Source organism: Pseudonocardia sp. McavD-2-B, assembly GCF_024124365.1.
GTDB classification, from domain to species: domain Bacteria; phylum Actinomycetota; class Actinomycetes; order Mycobacteriales; family Pseudonocardiaceae; genus Pseudonocardia; species Pseudonocardia alni.
In genome coordinates, this window is sequence record NZ_JAMXSG010000114.1 from 1 (window position 1) to 17,014 (window position 17,014).

A 17,014-nucleotide genomic window follows, 5' to 3' on the forward strand; every position below is an offset into this window, starting at 1 on the left:
CGCGCAGGCCGGCAGCAGCTCGTCCAGCGGGACCCGCCCGACGGTGCGCACCCCCGGCCCGTGGTGGCGCAGCAGTCGCGCCGGGGGACGGACGAGCACGAGCTCGCAGTCCGTGCCGTCGGCGCGGACGCCCTGCAACGCGCGCACCGCGGAGGACTGCAGGTCCCCGCGCACCGGTCCGCCGCCGCGCAGCACCAGCACCCGCGGGCGGACGGAGGGGCCGCTCAGCCAGGCGGGCAGCGAGGACCGGCCGGAGCCGCGAGTCCGCCCCGGCCGCACGGCCAGCGCGTCGCGCGCCCCGACCAGGCTCGACGGGGCGATGGTCAGCGCGATCGCCGGTGGCGGGACCCCGCGCAGCCCGTGCCGGAGCCGGGCACGCTGCAGGGGGCGGGAGTCCAGCAGCGTGCGGACCAGCGCGAACCCGTCGAGCAGGCCGTTCTCGTGCAGCACCGCCGGGACGTCGTGCCGGGCGGCCGCGAGCGCCCCCGCGACCGCGAGGGGCTCGTACACCACGACGTCGGGCCGCCACTGCTCGGCGACGGTCACCAGCGCGTCGGTCAGCTCCTCGTTCACCGGGCCGAACAGCGAGCGCACCCCGGCGTCGCCGCCGCGCCCGGCCAGCTCGGCCCGCGCGGTCACCGGGTGCGCGACGAGCGAACGCGCGGCCAGCCTGCCCACCCGCAGGCTGCGGGCGACGTCGATGAACGGCAGCGGGTCCGTCCCGGGGAGCGGGTGCGCGTCGCCGCCGCCGGCGAGCAGCACCTCGTGCCCGGAGTCCCAGAGCGCGTGGGCGAGCGGCAACAGTGGTGTCAGGTGCCCCGACAGCGGGGCCGCCACCACCAGAACGCGCACCGTTCGAGGGTAACCGCCACGCGGTCGTCCGGGGGCGGTCTCCGCGCGGTTCCGTACGCTCTGGGTGTGATCGTCGAGAACGCGCCCCGGCTCGTCGCCACCGACGTCGACGGGACCCTCCTCGACGGCGACGGCGCGGTCACCCCGCGCACCGTCGCCGTGCTGGAGCGGGCGGTCGCCGCCGGCGCCGGCTTCGTGCTGGTCACCGGCCGCCCGCCGCGCTGGATCCCGCCGGTGCTCGCGCGGCTGCCCGAGGGCCTGGTGCGGCTGTGCGTGTGCGCGAACGGCGCGGTGCTCTACGACGCCGCCGACGACGTCGTGCTCGGCGCGCACACCCTGGAGCCCGCCACGATCCGCGAGCTCGCCGGCCTCGCCGCGGAGCTGTTCCCCGGCTGCGGGTTCGGCGTCGAGCGCGTCGGGAACGCCGAGGGCGACGGCGGCGTGCGGGGCGTCGTCGACGAGTTCCTCACCGACCCCGGCTACGTGCACGCCTGGGGCGAGCACGACGGCGGCTCCACCAGCCGCGAGGATCTGCTCGGCCGCCCGGCGACGAAGGTGCTGATCCGCTCCCCGGAGCTGACCAGCGAGCAGATGATGGACGCGCTCGCACCGAAGGCCGGCGGGCTGGCCGACCTGACGTTCTCGCACTCGTCGGGGCTGCTGGAGGCCTCCGCCCCCGGGGTCACCAAGGCGACCGGCCTGGCCGAGGTCGCCCGCCGTCTCGGGGTGACCGCGGCGGACACCGTGGCGTTCGGCGACATGCCCAACGACCGGGAGATGCTGCGCTGGGCCGGGCTCGGCGTCGCAATGGGCAACGCCCACCCGGACCTGGTCGGGCTCGCCGACGAGGTGACGGCACCGCACACCCACGACGGGCTCGCCGAGATCCTGGAGCGCTGGTTCTGAGCGCACCCGGCGCCGTTCACCTGCCCGTCGACGAGCGGTCATGCCCGGTCCCACGGGCCGCCCCGACCCGGCCCACGACCCCGCCCGCGCGTACCATCACCGGCTGTCATCGCCCGCGAGCCGGGTGCCAGCGCCCGCGCCAGGAGGCCCCCACCCGTGGCTGACACGGCAGACACCCTGGACCGTTCCGGTCCGCAACCGCCCGCCGACGTCCCGCCCACCGGCGAGGTCGCCGTGCTGGCGTCCGTGCAGGGCGCTCTCGCGAGCGACACCACCGTGCGGGTCGCCCGCGGGATGTCGCTGTTCGGCGAGCACGCCGCGGGCTGGCTGGCGATCGGCGTCGTGGGTGCCGCGCTGGACCGCCCCCGCCGGCGCGAGTGGCTCGGCTCCGCCGCGGCCGTCGCGTTCGCGCACGGCGCCTCGATCGGGATCAAGCGCGTCGTCCGGCGCCGCCGCCCCGACCACCCCGCGGTCCGGGTCCTGGTGGGCACCCCGAGCCGGCTGAGCTTCCCGTCCTCGCACGCCACGTCCACCACCGCCGCCGCCGTGCTCTACGGCGGCCTGCTGGGCAGGCGCTCCCGCCCGGTGGCCGCGGCGGGTGTGGGCCTGATGGCGCTGTCGCGCCTGGTCCTCGGCGTGCACTACCCGACCGACGTCGCCACCGGCACCGCGCTCGGCGCGGTCGTCGCCGGTACCGCGCGTCGCGTGATCTCACGCAACCCCACCACCGGAGGGTGAGCGCATGACCAGCACCGACCCCACGAAGGTCGACCGCGACGACTCCGAGAAGGAGAAGGTCGCCCAGGCCGCCGACCCGCAGACCCCCGTCGTCCCGGACGCCCCCGACGACGCAGGCGCCCCCGAGGGCCACGAGGCCGACGCGGCCCCGGCCGCCGTCGCCGCCGAGCACGCCCCGCACGTGCCGATGGACCCGTCCGAGCGCACCACCACGATGGTCGCCCGCGGCCTGCTCAAGACGATGCGCCCCCGCCAGTGGGTGAAGAACGTCCTGGTCTTCGCCGCGCCGTTCGTCAGCGGCCAGCTGTTCGACGTGCCGATCCTGATCGACTGCGTGATCGCGTTCGTCGCGTTCTCACTGGCCGCGTCCGGCGTGTACCTGGTCAACGACGCGCTCGACGTCGAGGCCGACCGGGCGCACCCGACCAAGCGCCGCCGCCCGATCGCGTCCGGCATCGTCCCGGTGCCGCTGGCCTTCGTCGCGGCGGGCGTGCTGTTCGCCGGGGCGATCGCGCTGTCGTTCGCGGTGACCTGGCAGCTGATCATCGTGCTCGCCGTCTACGTGGCGGTGCAGCTGTCCTACTGCCTGTGGCTCAAGCACCAGCCGGTGCTCGACATCTGCATCGTCGCCTCCGGCTTCCTGATGCGCTCCATCGCCGGCGGTGTGGCCACCGGCATCCCGCTGTCGCAGTGGTTCCTGCTGGTCACCGGGTTCGGCTCGCTGTTCATGGTCGCCGGCAAGCGCTACGCCGAGATCAACCTCGCCGAGCGCACCGGGGCCAAGATCCGCAAGTCGCTGGAGAACTACACGGCGTCCTACCTGCGCTACATCTGGTCGCTCTCGGCCACCGTCATGATCGTCATGTACGGGCTGTGGGCGTTCGAGATCCGCGAGGACCACAACTCGGTGTGGTCGGTGCTGTCGATCGTGCCGTTCGTGATCGCGGTGCTGCGCTACTCGGTGGACGTCGACCGGGGCACCGGCGGCGAGCCCGAGGAGATCGCGCTCGGCGACCGCGCGCTGCAGGTCCTGGCGCTGGCCTGGATCGCGATGCTCACCCTGGCCGTCTACAGCTGACGCCGGCAGCCACCCGGGCCCGGTTCCCCGCACGGGGGCCGGGCGCGGTGTCGGTGCCCGGCGTGTCAGCGCCCGGTGTGCCAGGCCCAGGTGTGTGCGAGGCCCTCGGCGAGCGGGGTCGGCGCGGGCAGGCCGAGCGCGGCGATCCCGCGCGACGGGTCGAGGCAGCTGCGGCGCAGCTCCCCGGCCCGGGCCGGGAGGAACTCCGGCGCGAACGCCTCCGGGGCGAGCCCGGCGATCTCCCCGATCGTCGCGGCCAGCTCGACGACCGTGGACTCGGTTCCGGTGCCGACGTTGAACACCTCGCCGGCCAGTTCCCCGGCCGCGAGCCGGTCGGCCGAGGCGAGCGCCGCCCGGGCGACGTCGCCGACGTAGAGGAAGTCGCGGGTCTGGCCGCCGTCGCCGAACACGGTCGGCCGCAGCCCGGTGCGGGCCCGGTCGCAGAACAGCGAGACGACCCCGGCCCCGCCCGCCGGGTGCTGGCGCGGCCCGTAGACGTTCGCGAAGCGCAGCACCAGCGCCGGGAGGCCGTGCGCCCGCACGAAGAACCGGGTGTAGCGCTCCGCGGCGAGCTTGCTCATCCCGTACGGCGACTCCGGCTCGGCCAGCTCCGCCTCGGTCGTCGGCAGGGGGGCGCCGTCGCCGTAGATGGCGCCGCCGGTGGAGCAGACGACGACCGCGCCCGCGCCCGCGTCCCGGGCCGCCTGCAGCACGCTCAGCGTGCCGAGGACGTTGACCGAGGCGTCGTGCACCGGGTCCGCCATCGAACGGCGTACGTCGATCTGGGCGGCCAGGTGGAACACCGCGTCCGGGCGGTACTCGGCGGCCAGCGCGGTGAGCGCGGCGGTGTCGCGGACGTCGAGCTCGGCCACCGTGACACCCGGGGCGAGGTTGTCCCGGGTCCCGGCGGAGAGGTCGTCGACGACGAGGACGTCGTCGCCGCGGGTGAGCAGGGACTCGACCAGGGTGGAGCCGATGAAGCCGGCTCCACCGGTGACGAGTGCGCGCATACCTGCCTTCCTCCGGGGCGGACGGTGTGTGCACCCGGCTGCGCGCACACGGTAACCGCGGGTGCCCCGGGGCGCCTCAGCCGGTGGAGCGGGCGGGGCCCGCGCCGCAGGCGGTGATCCGGTAGAGCGTGCTGCCGCCCCCGGAGAGGACGGGCTCGAACCCGGGTGCACGGCCCAGGTCGGTCAAGCCGGGGAAACTCTGGGAACGACGGTCCCAGGGCCAGTACGACACGGGACCGTCGATCGCGTACTTCAGATCGGTCGCGCGCACCGCCCTGCACACCGACGGGTCGACGGCTGCGTCACGGAGCCGCTCCTGGATCAGCTTCTGCTCCGGTGTCCAGTTGCCCGACATGTGCGGGAACATCGTCTCCCGTCCGGTCAACGGGTAGACGAGGGCGTTGCCGGTCCAGGGGTTCGCCGCCACCACCTCGCCGGCAGGTACCGCCCGTCCGGCGGCTTCCAGGAAGTCTCGCTGACCGGGCTGGAGCATCCAGGTGGCCTCACGCTGATACGTCCCGGCGACCACGAACGCATGTACCCCGACCCGGAACCCGTCGGACGCCACCACGAGGACGGCCGCGGTCAGGGTGACCGCTGCCGCTGTCACCGTGACCATGTTGGGGGAAGCCGACGGTCGGGAGGCGCGTCGTGCCCACACCCCGACCAGCCCGCTGACCGTGCCGGTCACCCCGATCGCCGCCAGCGGCACACCTGTGATCGGGACCATGGCGGCGAGCCGGTACGAGTCGTTGTACCAGGCGCCCGTCAGAGCGGTGACCACGTCGCCCTCCCGCGCGATCGCGAGGACGTACAGGAAGGCCGAGGTCAGGTGGGCGGGCACGAGCCAGGCGGTGCGCGCATGCCGCACTGCAAAGACCGCACCGACCAGTACGAGAACCGAGACGACGTAGAGCGGGGGACGTCCGTTCGTCCCGTTCCACAGGACGCCGAGCACTGCATCGTGTGCCCCCATGGACGCAGGCCAATCGAAGGCTCGGACGCTCGCCAGGAACGGTGACCAGGCGAGCAACCAGAGAACACCCGCCGCGAGCGCGACGGCGCCGACAGGACCGGCGACAGTCCGCAGCCGCATTCCCGCCCGTGCGGCCCGCACGGCCGAGACGATCGCGGCCACCGCGACCGGCGACAGCCCGAGCACGAGCAAGCTGATCACCGCGTTGGGATGGGCCAGACTCAGGCCGGGCGCGGCGACTGCCCCCAGGAGCAGCGCAGAGGACCGGCTCAGCGCGCTGTCGTCCGCCGGCATCACGAAGGCGACCACCGCGGCCAGTGCGGCCGGCACGAGGGCGAGACCGAGAAGATTGGGCCACAGGACCCCCCAGGTCATCACCAACCACGGCATGGCCGTGAATGCGGTGGCCAGGACAGGGGCGACGAGCAGGACCCCGGCGCGGGGGCCGGCGACCTGGCGCGTGAGCAGAGCGCATCCGAGTGGCCAGACGACGGCAGCGGCTGCGAACGCCATCAGGTTCGACGCGGCGGGGATCGGTGCCCCCGACGTGAGGACCACGAGCGCGACGAGATCGTGCCAGGCCGCGGGATAACCCGTCGGCCGACCCGGACTGGTCAGCTCGCCGAGCGTCAGCGACGAACCGTCGCCCGTGGTCAAGATGTGTGCCACGGCGCTGTAGTGGTGCACGGCGTCATAGGTGGGGGAGATCGCGTCCACCCGACCGAAGGCCAGCACCACGGTGAGCCACCCGAGCGCCACGGTGACGACGAGTCCGGCGAGCAGGGCCGGGCGTGACCACGGTCCGTCCGACCCTCCACGGAGGAATGCGACATACCGGGACGGGGCCGCGGGTCCGCCGGAACTCCGGGGCCGCTGTCGCATCGCTGCTCGGATACCGAACAGCACGACCGCTCCGAGCACGGTCGCCGCGACGACGGGCAGTGGACCCCAGGGCACTCCGAGCCGACCGGAGACCACTGCGGTCACCGCGACCAGCGCGACCGAGACGACCGGTGCACCACCCCAGCAGGCGATGCCGTGCCAGCCCAGCACCCGGAGCCACACGACACCGGGCGCCACACACCACAGCACGGCGACCAACGCCGCCGGTACGGCTTCGAGCCAACTCACGAGCGGGACCCTGGAGTTCCGGGTGCTCTGCCCGAGGCGTCGATGCCGTGCCGCATCCTCGGGAGTTTACGAGCGGCACTCGAGCGGCTCGTGCCCCCACGCCTCGCGTCCGGAGTTCGTGACCACATCGTGCCGGAGGATCGGATCAGCCCCCGGACGTCCGGGTCGGGGCGTCGAGATTCTCGGAGACCGGTTCCCCGACAGGGGTCCGGTGACCGTTCCCGGTCGCCGCGTGCCCCTCCAGCGCGGTCAGCCGCTGCTCCAGGTCCTTCTCCCGCCGGGTCAGCTCCGCGTCCCGGACGGCGATCTGGCGGGCCAGGTTCGTCAGGTGCTGGCTGATCTCGCGGTCCCGCAGGTAGGTGTTCAGCATGCCGAACACGAACGCGACGACGAGCAGGTAGACCAGCAGGTCCGTGCCACGGCCGATGCCCACCGCCCGGGCCAGGTAGGTCAGGTCGTCGGGACGCAGGACCGCATAGATGTTCAGCACGATGAACGCGCCGAAGGCGATCCGCTTGCTCGCCCGCACGCCGACGCTCTGGCCGCTGCGCACGAAGTAGACGAGCGCGCCGACCGCGGCGGCCAGGAGCAGGATCTGCAGGATCACGGTGTTCGCCTCCTGGGTCATCGCTGCCGTACCGACAGGTCGAACAGTATGTTCACCCCGTTGAACAGCGACTGGCCCTTGGATCGTGAGTACTCGGTGTAGCGGATCGTGACCGGAACCTCGCGGATCCGCCACGACGACCGGGCGAGTGACGCGACGATCTCCGACGCGTGCGCCATCCCGTTCATGGTGATCCGCAGGTCCTCGGCGACCGCCCGGTTCATGGCCCGCAGCCCGTTGTGGGCGTCGGTGAGCTTGAGCTTGCGGCTGGCCGGGGACAGCGCCGCGACGGTGCGCAACACCAGCCGCTTGAGCGGCGGCACCGGCTCGGTCGACTCCAGGAAGCGCGACCCGAGGACGACGTCGGCCTCGCCGCTGCGCAGGATCGCGGCCATCCGGACGGCGTCGGCGACGTCGTGCTGGCCGTCGGCGTCGAAAGTGACGATCCGCTCGGCCCCGCCACGGAGCGCGTAGTCGATCCCGGTCTGCAGCGACGCGCCCTGCCCGAGGTTGATCGGATGCCGCACCAGGTGCGCCTCGGTGCCGGCGATGCGTTCGGCGGAGGAGTCCCGGCTGCCGTCGTCGACGCACACGACGTTCGGGAAGCTCGTGCGGATCTCCGCGACGACGTCGGCGATGACGGTGTCCTCGTTGTACACGGGGACCACCACCCAGGTGCCGGTGTCGGCGACCACGTCCCACTCCCTCGTCACTGCGGGGCGGCCGTTCACAGCCGCCGCACAGAGGCTATCGCTCCGGCGACGGGCGCTGACCGACGGTAGGTGGGGACACGGGGCGAACGTGACAATCCGTACCGTCGGTCACATGGACCCGAGGACGCTGCTCGAGCTGATGCTGGCCGACCTGGACGGCGCGCCGGAGCTGTACCGGCCGACGGACTTCTGGAAGACCGGCCTGGAGAAGGTGGTCGCCGACCTGCGCGAACGCGGGTTCGCGGAGTTCCGCAGGCACCCCTCGGCCACCTACTTCTACGCCCCGCAGTACGCGCCGGTGTCCCGCCCGGCGGCCGCCCTGTCGCGGGCCTTCGGTCTGGCGGGCGGCCCCGGGACGCTGCTGCGCGAGCGGATCGACCAGGTGCCCGTCGCCCGGGCCCACCACGCCACGGTGACCGCGCTCGACCCGGCCGACCGGTCGCCGTCGCTCGCCGGGTTCAGCGAGTCGACCGCCGGCGCCCCGGCCGAGCAGCTGGTGTTCGACGGCCGCCGGTTCAGCCGGTCGTCGCTGAACTACCTGCGCGGGCTGGTCATGCTCAAGCGTGCCGTGCCGGACCTCGACGTCTCGACCGTCCTGGAGATCGGCGGCGGGTTCGGCACGCTCGGCGAGATCCTGCTGTCGGGCAACCCCGGTCTGCGCTACATCGACGTCGACATCCCGCCGGTCGCCGCCGTCGCCACGCACTACCTGCGCGAGGCGCTCGGGCCGGAGAAGGTTCTGGACTACGCCGCCACCCGCGGGCGCGAGAAGATCGTGATCGACGAGCTGGAGCAGCCGGCGACGGTGCTCTGCTCCTGGCAGCTGCCCCGGCTCACCGGGAACGTCGACCTGTTCGCCAACTTCATCTCCTTCCAGGAGATGGAGCCCGACGTCGTCGCGAACTACGCGAGCCTGGTCACCGACCTGGGCGCCCGCTGGCTGCTGCTGCGCAACTCCCCGACCGGCAAGCCGAACGTCCGCGAGCCCATGCTGCGCCACCGCTACCTGGAGATGTTCGACCAGTTCGAGCTCGTCGACTCCGACGCCGGGCTCTACGGCCAGGACTCCGAGGGCACGGTGTCCGAGGTGATGGTGCTCGCGCGGCGCTCGTAGAGTGGCGCGCATGCGCACCCCGGACCCGATCGAGATCGGCGGCCACCGCGTGGGCCCCGGCGAGCGACCGTTCGTCATCGCGGAGGTCTCCGGCAACCACAACGGCTCGCTGGACCGGGCACTGGAGATCGTCGACGCGATCGCCGGCACCGGGGCGCAGGCGGTGAAGTTCCAGACCTACCGGGCCGACACGATCACCATCGACGCCGACGGCCCGGCCTTCCGGATCCGCGACGACCACGGCCTGTGGGGCGGGCGGAACCTGTACCAGCTCTACGAGCAGGCGCACACGCCGTGGGAGTGGCACGAGCCGCTGTTCGCCCGGGCCCGTGAGCACGGGCTCGTGCCGTTCTCCTCGCCGTTCGACCCGACGGCGATCGAGCTGCTGGAGTCCCTCGACGCGCCGGCGTACAAGGTGGCCTCGGCCGAGCTGGTCGACCTGCCGCTGATCCGGGCGATGGCCGCGACCGGCAAGCCGATGGTGATCTCCACCGGGATGGCGACGCTGGCCGAGATCGACGCCGCCGTCGCCGCCGCCCGGGAGGGCGGTGCGACGCAGATCGTGCTGCTGGCCTGCACCGCCTCGTACCCGGCGGACCCGGTCGACGCGAACCTGCAGACGATCCCGGCGCTGCGCGAGGCGTTCGGCGTCCCGATCGGGCTCTCCGACCACACCCCGGGCATCGGGGTACCGGTCGCCGCGGTGGCGCTCGGCGCGGTCGCGATCGAGAAGCACGTGACGCTGCAGCGCGCCGACGGCGGCGTCGACTCCGACTTCTCCCTGGAGCCCGCCGAGCTGGCGTCGCTGGTCACCGAGACCGACGTGGCACGACGCGCGATGGGCCTGGCCCGGTTCGGGCCCCGCGAGTCTGAGGCGACAATGCTCGGACTGAGGCGATCACTCTACGTTGTTCAAGATGTCGAACAGGGAGACAGAGTCAGTGCTTCCAATGTTCGTTCAATCCGGCCAGCGGGCGGTCTTGAGCCGAACGAAATTCTTCGCGTTCGTGGGCGCCGTTTCTCCGTAGCTGTTAAGAAGGGAACCCCGCTAACGTGGGATCTCATCTGACTGATTCCAGTAGTCGTCCGATCGTATTTCTGGGTGCAGACGGCTCGCTTGTGCGCGAGTTTCTGCTGCGATCGGTAGGCGACTTAGTTGTCATGGGTGCATCCGATAGATTTGAAGTTGAAGATGTAAGGAGGCTCTCGCCGGCACTGGTCGTTAGTCATGGTTACAGGAGAATTGTACGCCCAGACGTTATCGACCTGCTAGAAGGCCGGATCTATAACGTTCATATCTCTCTCTTGCCGTATGGACGGGGGGCGGATCCCAACTTGTGGTCGATACTCGACGACACGCCCTCGGGTGTGACGGTTCACGAGATGGATAAGGGACTGGATACCGGTCGAATTGTCTTGCAATCCGAGGTTGAACTCGATGACTCTGTGGACACTCTTCGCACCTCGTACAACAGGCTTCAAGAGGAAGCTGTGCGTCTGTTTGCTGCGGGTTGGATTCGTCTGCTGGCCGGTGAGGTTCGGCCTGTGATCCAGTCGGGCCCTGGAACAGAGCATCGAAGTACGGACAAGAACTCCGTCCTGCATCTTCTGGAGCAGGGATGGGATACCCCGATTAAGAGCTTACGAGGAAGGGCGCCTCGTTAGTGGGTCCTCTCGGCGCGGACGGCATTCCTCTGTCGATTCGATCGATGTTCGGATCTGAAGTGGGATGCCCGGTTTCTGTCGACAGTGGCCTTGTTGCGGTTCCGCTGTTTGTGAGATCAGTGTGGGCTAGCGTAATCGGCGCGTAGTCCGCTGTCGCGGGGCAGTGGCGGCTGGCATCGCCAGCTGATGTTCACTGTCCGGCTCGGGGAGTGACTGAGTTTGCACTGCTTGGAGGGGGGCTGAGTAACTGCGATTAGCTTAGCTGGATCTGCGGACCGGCCCCGCCTGCTGCTGGCTGGAGAGCTGACGGAGTTGGCAACTCGCTTGAAGGGCAATTCCGGGTGTTCCCCCGAAGTGCGAGCTAGGTCGATCGGGCTAGCTTCTGGGGCACCAAGACCGACGTAAGGTAGCGAGCCATGGCTCCGGCCCGGTTCGAGTCCCGCGAGTTCGAGCGGGATGACCTCGCCCAGTGCCAGTCGCTGTGGGTGGGTCGCGGACGTCACCGCCGGGGGGAGCGGGTGGCCGCGGACAACCTGCGGTCGATCCGTCCGGCCGGTGGCCTGCACACCGACACGATCGGCACCGTGCTCGGCCGGACCTTCGCCCGCGACGTCGCCCGCGGCACCCCGCTGACCTGGGACCTGATCTGAGCGAACCGCTCAGTGCAGGGTGCCCAGTGCCGCCTTGGTGAAGGGCACCAGCGCGGACTCGCGGCCGTCGAGGACCTTGCGGGCCCACTCGGGGTCGGCCAGCAGCGCCCGGCCGACGGCGACGAGGTCGAACTCGTCGTCCTCCAGCCGGTCGAGGAGCTTCTCGACGCCGCTGACGTCGGCGTGCGCGTCGCCGCCGGAGAACATCTCCGGGGCGAAGACCTGGTCCAGGCCGACCGAGCCGACGGTGATCGTCGGCAGGCCGGTGACCTTGCGCGTCCACCCGGCGATGTTCAGCTCGGCGTCGGCCTCGGGGAACTCCGGCTCCCAGTAGCGGCGCCCGGACGCGTGGAACGCGGTCACCCCGGCGTCGGCGAGCGGGGTCAGCACGTCGGCCAGCTCGTCGGGGGTCCGGGCGAGCTGCGCGTCGTAGGCACCGGCCTTCCACTGGGAGAACCGGAACACGACCGGGAAGTCGGGGGCGACGCGCTCGCGGACGGCGGCGACGATCTCGGCCGCGAAGCGGGCCCGCTCGGCGGCGCCGCCGGCGTAGCCGTCGGTGCGGCGGTTGGTCCGCTCCCACAGGAACTCGTCGATCAGGTAGCCGTGCGCGCCGTGCAGCTCGACACCGTCGAAACCGATCCGCTCGGCCTGCGCCGCGGCCTCGGCGAACGCGCCGATGATCCGGTCGATCCCGGCGAGGTCTAGCGCGGTACCGGCGCCCTCGGTGCCGTCGAGCGCGATGCCGGACGGGCCGACCGACGGCGCCTCGGGGAACGGCGGCTTCCCGGCCTCGCGGGTGATCCCGACGTGCCAGATCTGCGGCATGATCCGGCCACCCGCCCCGTGCACCGCCTCGACGACGTCCGCCCACCCGGCCAGCGACGCCTCGCCGTGGAAGCGCGGGACGGCGGCGACGTCGCCCGCGGAGGGGTCGTCGATGTAGGTGCCCTCGGTGATGATCAGGCCGGTACCGGCGGCGGCACGGCGCGCGTAGTAGGCCGCCACGTCGGTGCCGGGGACACCGCCGGGGGAGAACGCCCGGGTCATCGGGGCCATGACGATGCGGTTGGGCAGCTCCGCGGAGCCGAGGGTGTACGGGCGGCCGAGAAGCCGTGCGGCGCGGGTGGACACGAGGCACTCCTGAGGGGTGGGCCGTCCAGGCACGTCGGCGGGTCCGGGCGGAGGCGTCAAATGGTTCTGATCAAAGATACATATGGCTCCGTGAACTGCAACAGTGACCACCACCTTTTCGGGCGCGACGGGTACGCTGGCGGCCCGGGACGGGAGGTGAGGTCGTGCTGGACATCCGGTTCTCCAGTGCCCTGCAGGCGATGCTGTACCTCGCCGCCGCGGCCGAGGGCGACAGTCCGACCGTCAGCTCCGGACGGCTCGCCGAGGCACTCGGCACGAACGCCAGCGTGGTGCGCAAGCTGCTGGTGCCGCTCGGGGTGCACGGCCTCGTCGAGTCCAGCAGGGGGCGCAGCGGGGGTGCCCGGCTCGCCCGGCCGGCCGGGGAGATCACCCTGGCCGAGATCTACCGCTGCGCGGTGGGGGAGAAGCCGCTCTGGGCGTGCCGCCCGGAGAGCGAGCACGTCTGCCCGGTGACGACGAACGCCGCGGAGTACTTCGCCCGGCTGACCGTCGAGGTGGAGGGGGCGGTGCTGCAGTCGCTGGGGTGCCGGACCCTCGCCGACGCGCTGCGCGAGATGCGGGGCCTGGACCGCGCGGCGCCCTAACCGTCGAGGAACTCCCTGACCAGCGCGTTCACCTCGTCCGGGGACTCCCGGTTGGACCAGTGGCCACGGCCGGGCAGCACCACGAACCGGGCGCCCGGGACGGCCGCGGCCGCCGCGCGCGTCGTCGCGACGGGGACGCCCGCATCCCGGTCGCCCTGCACGAACAGGGCGGGGCAGCGGATCTCCGGGAGCCGGGGGCGCAGGTCGACCCGCATCCGGCGGAACCCGATCGAGTCGTTCTGCCAGTCGGAGCTGCCCGCGTTCCGGGCCCGGGCCTCGCCCAGGATCTGATCGACGATCCCGTCGAGGTCGGCCACGCGGCCTGCGTCGCCGAAGAGCGCGCGCCGGGTGAACGCGGTGACCGCCGCCCGGCTCCGGAACGCCAGGTTCGGCAGGGTCCGCGAGAGCAGCGGCACCCGCGCGGTCAGCCACAACAGCTGGTGCAGCCCCGGCGGGAAGCTCAGTGTCCCGGCCGGAGCGAGCGCCACCACGCGTTCCACCCGCTCCGGGTGCTCGATCGCGGTGGCCAGTGCGAGGGCGCCGCCCTGGGAGAGCCCGACGACCGCAGCACGCTCGACGCCGAGGTCGTCCAGCACGTCGACGACCGTCCGGAGCAGCACGTCGTGGCCGGCCCGGCCCCGCCACGGCCGGCTGCGCCCCTGCTTCGGCCAGTCGGGGGCGATGACGCGGTGGTCGCGGGCGAGGTCGGGGATCAGGTGGTGCCAGCTGAGCAGCGCGTTGTCGAGGCCGGCCCCGGACAGCAGCAGCACGGGTGGGCCGGACTCGCCCGCGAGGTGGACGTGCAGGTCGCCCTCGGGGCGGGGGATCACATGGTCGCGCAGTGCGGTCATCGGGTCCTCCCGGTCAGCGGGTCGCGTCGACGACGAAGCTCCGTCCGAGCCCGAGCAGGACCCGGTCCGCGGTGAGAAGCTGCATGCCGTCCTGGTCCGCCTGAGCGATGATGAGCCGGTCGAACGGGTCGTGGCGGACGAGCTCGGGGAAGGCACGCAGGCCCTCGGCGTGGGCGGCCGTCACGTCCAGGACGACCAGCCCCTGTTCCTCCAGCAGCTCCGGGAGCCCGGCCGGGACGTCGAGCTTCCCCAGCATGGCCTTGATGGTGAGTTCCCAGACCGATGCCGCCGAGACGTGGACCGCGGTCGCGGCCCCGACGACCTCACGGGCCTTCGGGCCGAGCCGTTCGCTGTCGGTGAGGACCCACAGCAGGGCCTGGCTATCGAGGAGCAGCATCGTCGCCGTAGAACATGGCCTGGATGTCCTGGTCGACGCCCTCGAAGTCGGCGTCGTCGTAGCGGACGCGGCCGCGCAGCCCGCCCAGGCGCACGGTCCGGCGCTGGTGCGGCACCAGGTCCGCCACGGGCGTCCCGGCGCGGGAGATGACGATGTGTTCGCCCGCGGCGACGCGCTCCAGCAGTCGGGACAGGTGGGTCTTGGCCTCGTGGATGTTGAACTCGGCGGTCACGGTGCCTCCGTCCGTCGGACCTGGTCCAGCTTAGTCCATCTTTCGTGATCCGGGCCGGTCGTCGGGTTCGTCGTCGCCCCACCCGCGCGCGGCCAGTGCCTCACCGAGCGCGTCCGCGTGCCGCAGCGTCCGCACCAGGAACGGCACCGCGAACGCCGTCGGGGACCGGTCCGCCCCGCGCGCCTTCGCCGCGGCCCGGACCTGCCCCGCGATGCCGGACAGTGTCCCGATCGACTGCACCGTCAGTCCGACGAGAAGGCCGAGGCGCTCGGGTGCGAGACCGAACCGGCGCAGTGGGCCGAGCCCCCGCTCCACGGCGCCGACCAGGTCGTCCACCCGGGTGGTGAGGGTGAACAGGGTCGCCGCGCCCATCGCGGCGACCAGCCGGAGCACGACCACCAGCGTCCGTTCCGGCCCGAGCAGCCACCACTGGACCGCCCCGAGCAGCACGGCCAGCAGCACCAGCGTGCGCAGCACCGGCCGGACCCGGTGCCACGGGATCCGGGCGACCAGGTAGCCGGCGGCGACGGCCAGGCACAGCCCGCCGAGCACCCGCGGGTCCTCGGTGAGCACCGCCCCGACCGCGAGGGCCAGCACCACGAGCAGCGACGGCCCGGCGGGGGCCCGGTGCAGCAGGCTGTCACCGGGCGCGTAGAGCCCCAGCGGGGTCACGAGCCGCAGAGCCTGCGGTAGTACGCGACGGCCGGACCGGGCTCGTCGTCGGCGACGACCCGCCCGCCGTCGAGGACGACGACGCGGTCGAAGCCCGTCAGCAGGTCCAGGTCGTGCGTGGCGAGCAGGACCTGCTGGCGCAGCCCGGCGAGCCGGTCGGCGAAGGCGCGCTTGTTGCGCAGGTCGAGCAGGGTGGTCGGCTCGTCGCAGACCAGCACGTCCGGATCCAGCACGAGCACCGCGGCCAGCGCGAGCAGCTGCTTCTGCCCACCGGAGAGCTGGTGCGCGGGGTGCTCGACGTGGTCGCCCAGCCCGAACCCGGCGAGCGTCTCCGCGGCGAGCCGGGCGCGCTCCGCCCGGTCGCGCACGGTCCGGCGCAGCGAGAACGCGACGTCCTCACCGGCGGTCGGCATGACGATCTGGGAGTCCGGGTCGCTGAAGACGAACCCGACCCGGCGGCGGACGGCGGCACCGTCGCGGGCGGGGTCGCGGCCGTCGACGCGGACGGTGCCCGAGCTCGGTGCGACGAGCCCGTTCACGGTCCGGGCCAGCGTGGACTTGCCGGAGCCGTTCGCGCCGACCAGCGCGACCCGGGGCTCGGCGAGGGTGAGGGTGACGCCGTCGAGGACGGTGCGCTCGCCGTAGCGGTGCCCGACCGCCTCGAACTCGATCACCGGACCACCCGCCAGCTCGTCGCGACGCCGAGGCCGCCGCCGGAGGACAGCGCCGCGATCCCGGTCTCGCCGCGGCCCTGTACGACGAGCCGGTGGAACAGCCGCACGACCAGCACCGCGCCGGAGGCGCCCCAGGGGTGGCCGAGCGCGATCGCGCCGCCGTCCGGGCTCACCCGGTGCCCGTCGATCCCGGCCGCGTCGAGGCAGGCCAGCGCCTGTCCGGCGAACGCCTCGGTGAACTCGACGGCGTCCGGGGACCGCGGCCGGTCGCGGAGCGCGGCGAGGGCGGGGACGGCGCCGAGCCCGAGGTCGGCCGGGGGGCAGCCCCGGGTGGCGGCCGAGACCAGCGCGAGGCCGGGCACGCCCAGCTCCCGGCGGCGCCACTCCGGCACCAGCGCGACGGCGGCGGCCCCGTCGTTCACCCCGCAGGAGTTCGCGGCGGTGTGCACGCCGCCGGGGGTGAACGCGGGCCGGAACCGGGCGAGCCGCTCGGGGGTGAAGCGGTCGCGGGGACGCTCGTCGGTGAGCACGGCACCGACCGGGACCAGCTCGTCGTCGAAGCGGCCGGAGCGCTGCGCGTCGACGGCGCGGGCGTGGCTGCGGGCGGCGAACGCGTCGAGCCGCCGGCGGGAGAGGCCCGCCCGGGCGGCGACGTCGTCGGCGGCGGGCCCCATGTCCGGGTCCGGGTCGCCGGTCGGGGCGAAGGGCGCGCGGGTGTAGACGGTGCCGTCGGCCCAGGTCCGCGCAGGTGCGGTCGACGGCGACTCGGCGCCCCCGGCGAGGTAGCCGGCGCCGTCCCCGGCGCGGATGCCCGCGGCGGCGGTGAGGATCGCGGCCAGCCCGCTCGCGCACTGCCGGTCCACGGTCATGCCGGGCACGTCGTCGCCGAGCCCGGCGGCGAGCGCCGCGACCCGGGCCGGGTTGCCACCGGGGCCGAAGACGTTGCCGAGCAGCACGTCGTCGACCGGGCCGCCGAGGGTGCCGGCCAGCGCGGCGAGGACGGGCGCGG

Annotated in this window: 20 protein-coding genes; 8 read left to right on the forward strand and 12 right to left on the reverse strand. The window is 73.0% G+C overall.

Going from position 1 to position 17,014, the window contains the following annotated elements:
• Positions 1-852 (reverse strand): glycosyltransferase (locus NH602_RS16130; RefSeq protein WP_253068239.1); only part of this gene is annotated, 852 nt, incomplete at its 3' end.
• A 66-nt stretch (positions 853-918) separates the two neighbouring features.
• On the opposite strand from NH602_RS16130, the gene NH602_RS16135 reads away from it, so the two are divergent.
• The 3 genes from NH602_RS16135 to NH602_RS16145 all read left to right on the forward strand — a co-directional run bounded on the left by NH602_RS16135 (position 919) and on the right by NH602_RS16145 (position 3,574).
• On the forward strand, positions 919-1,758 hold the full coding sequence (locus tag NH602_RS16135) for an HAD family hydrolase (RefSeq protein WP_179761450.1): 840 nt from the start codon (positions 919-921) through the stop codon (positions 1,756-1,758).
• Positions 1,759-1,914: 156 nt separating this feature from the next.
• Complete coding sequence (locus tag NH602_RS16140; protein ID WP_139282660.1) at positions 1,915-2,496, forward strand: phosphatase PAP2 family protein; 582 nt, start codon at positions 1,915-1,917, stop codon at positions 2,494-2,496.
• A 4-nt stretch (positions 2,497-2,500) separates the two neighbouring features.
• A complete protein-coding gene (locus NH602_RS16145; RefSeq protein WP_073573773.1) occupies positions 2,501-3,574 on the forward strand; it encodes a decaprenyl-phosphate phosphoribosyltransferase in 1,074 nt (357 codons plus the stop codon).
• A gap of 65 nt (positions 3,575-3,639) precedes the next feature.
• Here NH602_RS16145 and NH602_RS16150 read toward each other — a convergent pair whose 3' ends face one another.
• The 4 genes from NH602_RS16150 to NH602_RS16165 all read right to left on the reverse strand — a co-directional run bounded on the left by NH602_RS16150 (position 3,640) and on the right by NH602_RS16165 (position 7,993).
• The gene (locus tag NH602_RS16150; RefSeq protein WP_253068240.1) at positions 3,640-4,584 is read right to left on the reverse strand and encodes an NAD-dependent epimerase/dehydratase family protein; all 945 of its coding nucleotides are present in this window, start codon (positions 4,582-4,584) and stop codon (positions 3,640-3,642) included.
• Positions 4,585-4,660: 76 nt separating this feature from the next.
• Complete coding sequence (locus NH602_RS16155) at positions 4,661-6,691, reverse strand: DUF6541 family protein (protein ID WP_308292847.1); 2,031 nt, start codon at positions 6,689-6,691, stop codon at positions 4,661-4,663.
• A 145-nt stretch (positions 6,692-6,836) separates the two neighbouring features.
• A complete protein-coding gene (locus tag NH602_RS16160; RefSeq protein ID WP_179761446.1) occupies positions 6,837-7,319 on the reverse strand; it encodes a DUF2304 domain-containing protein in 483 nt (160 codons plus the stop codon).
• Positions 7,316-7,993, reverse strand: coding sequence for a glycosyltransferase family 2 protein (locus NH602_RS16165; protein ID WP_253068242.1), 678 nt, complete (start codon positions 7,991-7,993; stop codon positions 7,316-7,318). The genes NH602_RS16160 and NH602_RS16165 overlap by 4 nt, the downstream gene beginning before the upstream one ends.
• A gap of 130 nt (positions 7,994-8,123) precedes the next feature.
• Between NH602_RS16165 and NH602_RS16170 the strand changes: the two genes are divergently transcribed.
• The 4 genes from NH602_RS16170 (at position 8,124) to NH602_RS16180 (ending at position 11,440) form a co-directional block, all read left to right on the forward strand.
• Positions 8,124-9,125 (forward strand): putative sugar O-methyltransferase, encoded by a 1,002-nt coding sequence (locus tag NH602_RS16170; protein WP_253068243.1) that lies wholly within the window; start codon positions 8,124-8,126, stop codon positions 9,123-9,125.
• A gap of 10 nt (positions 9,126-9,135) precedes the next feature.
• Positions 9,136-10,194, forward strand: coding sequence for a pseudaminic acid synthase (gene pseI / locus NH602_RS16175; RefSeq protein ID WP_253068244.1), 1,059 nt, complete (start codon positions 9,136-9,138; stop codon positions 10,192-10,194).
• A gap of 92 nt (positions 10,195-10,286) precedes the next feature.
• Entirely contained in the window at positions 10,287-10,790 is a 504-nt protein-coding gene (locus NH602_RS32240; protein ID WP_374210189.1) for a formyltransferase family protein, read from the forward strand.
• Between the two features lie 416 nt (positions 10,791-11,206).
• Complete coding sequence (locus tag NH602_RS16180) at positions 11,207-11,440, forward strand: SAF domain-containing protein (RefSeq protein WP_253068245.1); 234 nt, start codon at positions 11,207-11,209, stop codon at positions 11,438-11,440.
• Between the two features lie 9 nt (positions 11,441-11,449).
• Here the strand turns inward: NH602_RS16180 and NH602_RS16185 are convergent, their stop codons facing one another.
• The gene (locus NH602_RS16185; protein ID WP_253068246.1) at positions 11,450-12,574 is read right to left on the reverse strand and encodes a 12-oxophytodienoate reductase; all 1,125 of its coding nucleotides are present in this window, start codon (positions 12,572-12,574) and stop codon (positions 11,450-11,452) included.
• 164 nt (positions 12,575-12,738) lie between these two features.
• On the opposite strand from NH602_RS16185, the gene NH602_RS16190 reads away from it, so the two are divergent.
• A complete protein-coding gene (locus tag NH602_RS16190; protein ID WP_100879163.1) occupies positions 12,739-13,179 on the forward strand; it encodes an Rrf2 family transcriptional regulator in 441 nt (146 codons plus the stop codon).
• Here NH602_RS16190 and NH602_RS16195 read toward each other — a convergent pair.
• The 6 genes from NH602_RS16195 to NH602_RS16220 form a co-directional block, all read right to left on the reverse strand.
• Positions 13,176-14,030, reverse strand: coding sequence for an alpha/beta fold hydrolase (locus tag NH602_RS16195; protein ID WP_253068247.1), 855 nt, complete (start codon positions 14,028-14,030; stop codon positions 13,176-13,178). The genes NH602_RS16190 and NH602_RS16195 overlap by 4 nt on opposite strands.
• 13 nt (positions 14,031-14,043) lie before the next feature.
• On the reverse strand, positions 14,044-14,427 hold the full coding sequence (locus NH602_RS16200) for a type II toxin-antitoxin system VapC family toxin (protein ID WP_179761439.1): 384 nt from the start codon (positions 14,425-14,427) through the stop codon (positions 14,044-14,046).
• Positions 14,411-14,659, reverse strand: a complete 249-nt coding sequence (locus tag NH602_RS16205; RefSeq protein WP_179761438.1) for a type II toxin-antitoxin system Phd/YefM family antitoxin — start codon at positions 14,657-14,659, stop codon at positions 14,411-14,413. The genes NH602_RS16200 and NH602_RS16205 overlap by 17 nt, the downstream gene beginning before the upstream one ends.
• A 30-nt stretch (positions 14,660-14,689) precedes the next feature.
• Positions 14,690-15,331, reverse strand: a complete 642-nt coding sequence (locus tag NH602_RS16210) for an energy-coupling factor transporter transmembrane protein EcfT (protein ID WP_253068248.1) — start codon at positions 15,329-15,331, stop codon at positions 14,690-14,692.
• On the reverse strand, positions 15,328-16,005 hold the full coding sequence (locus NH602_RS16215) for an energy-coupling factor ABC transporter ATP-binding protein (protein WP_253068249.1): 678 nt from the start codon (positions 16,003-16,005) through the stop codon (positions 15,328-15,330). Before NH602_RS16215 ends, NH602_RS16210 begins: the two co-directional genes overlap by 4 nt.
• The coding region (locus NH602_RS16220) for a thiolase family protein (protein WP_253068250.1) at positions 16,002-17,014 on the reverse strand (1,013 nt) is incomplete at its 5' end. The genes NH602_RS16220 and NH602_RS16215, both read right to left, overlap by 4 nt.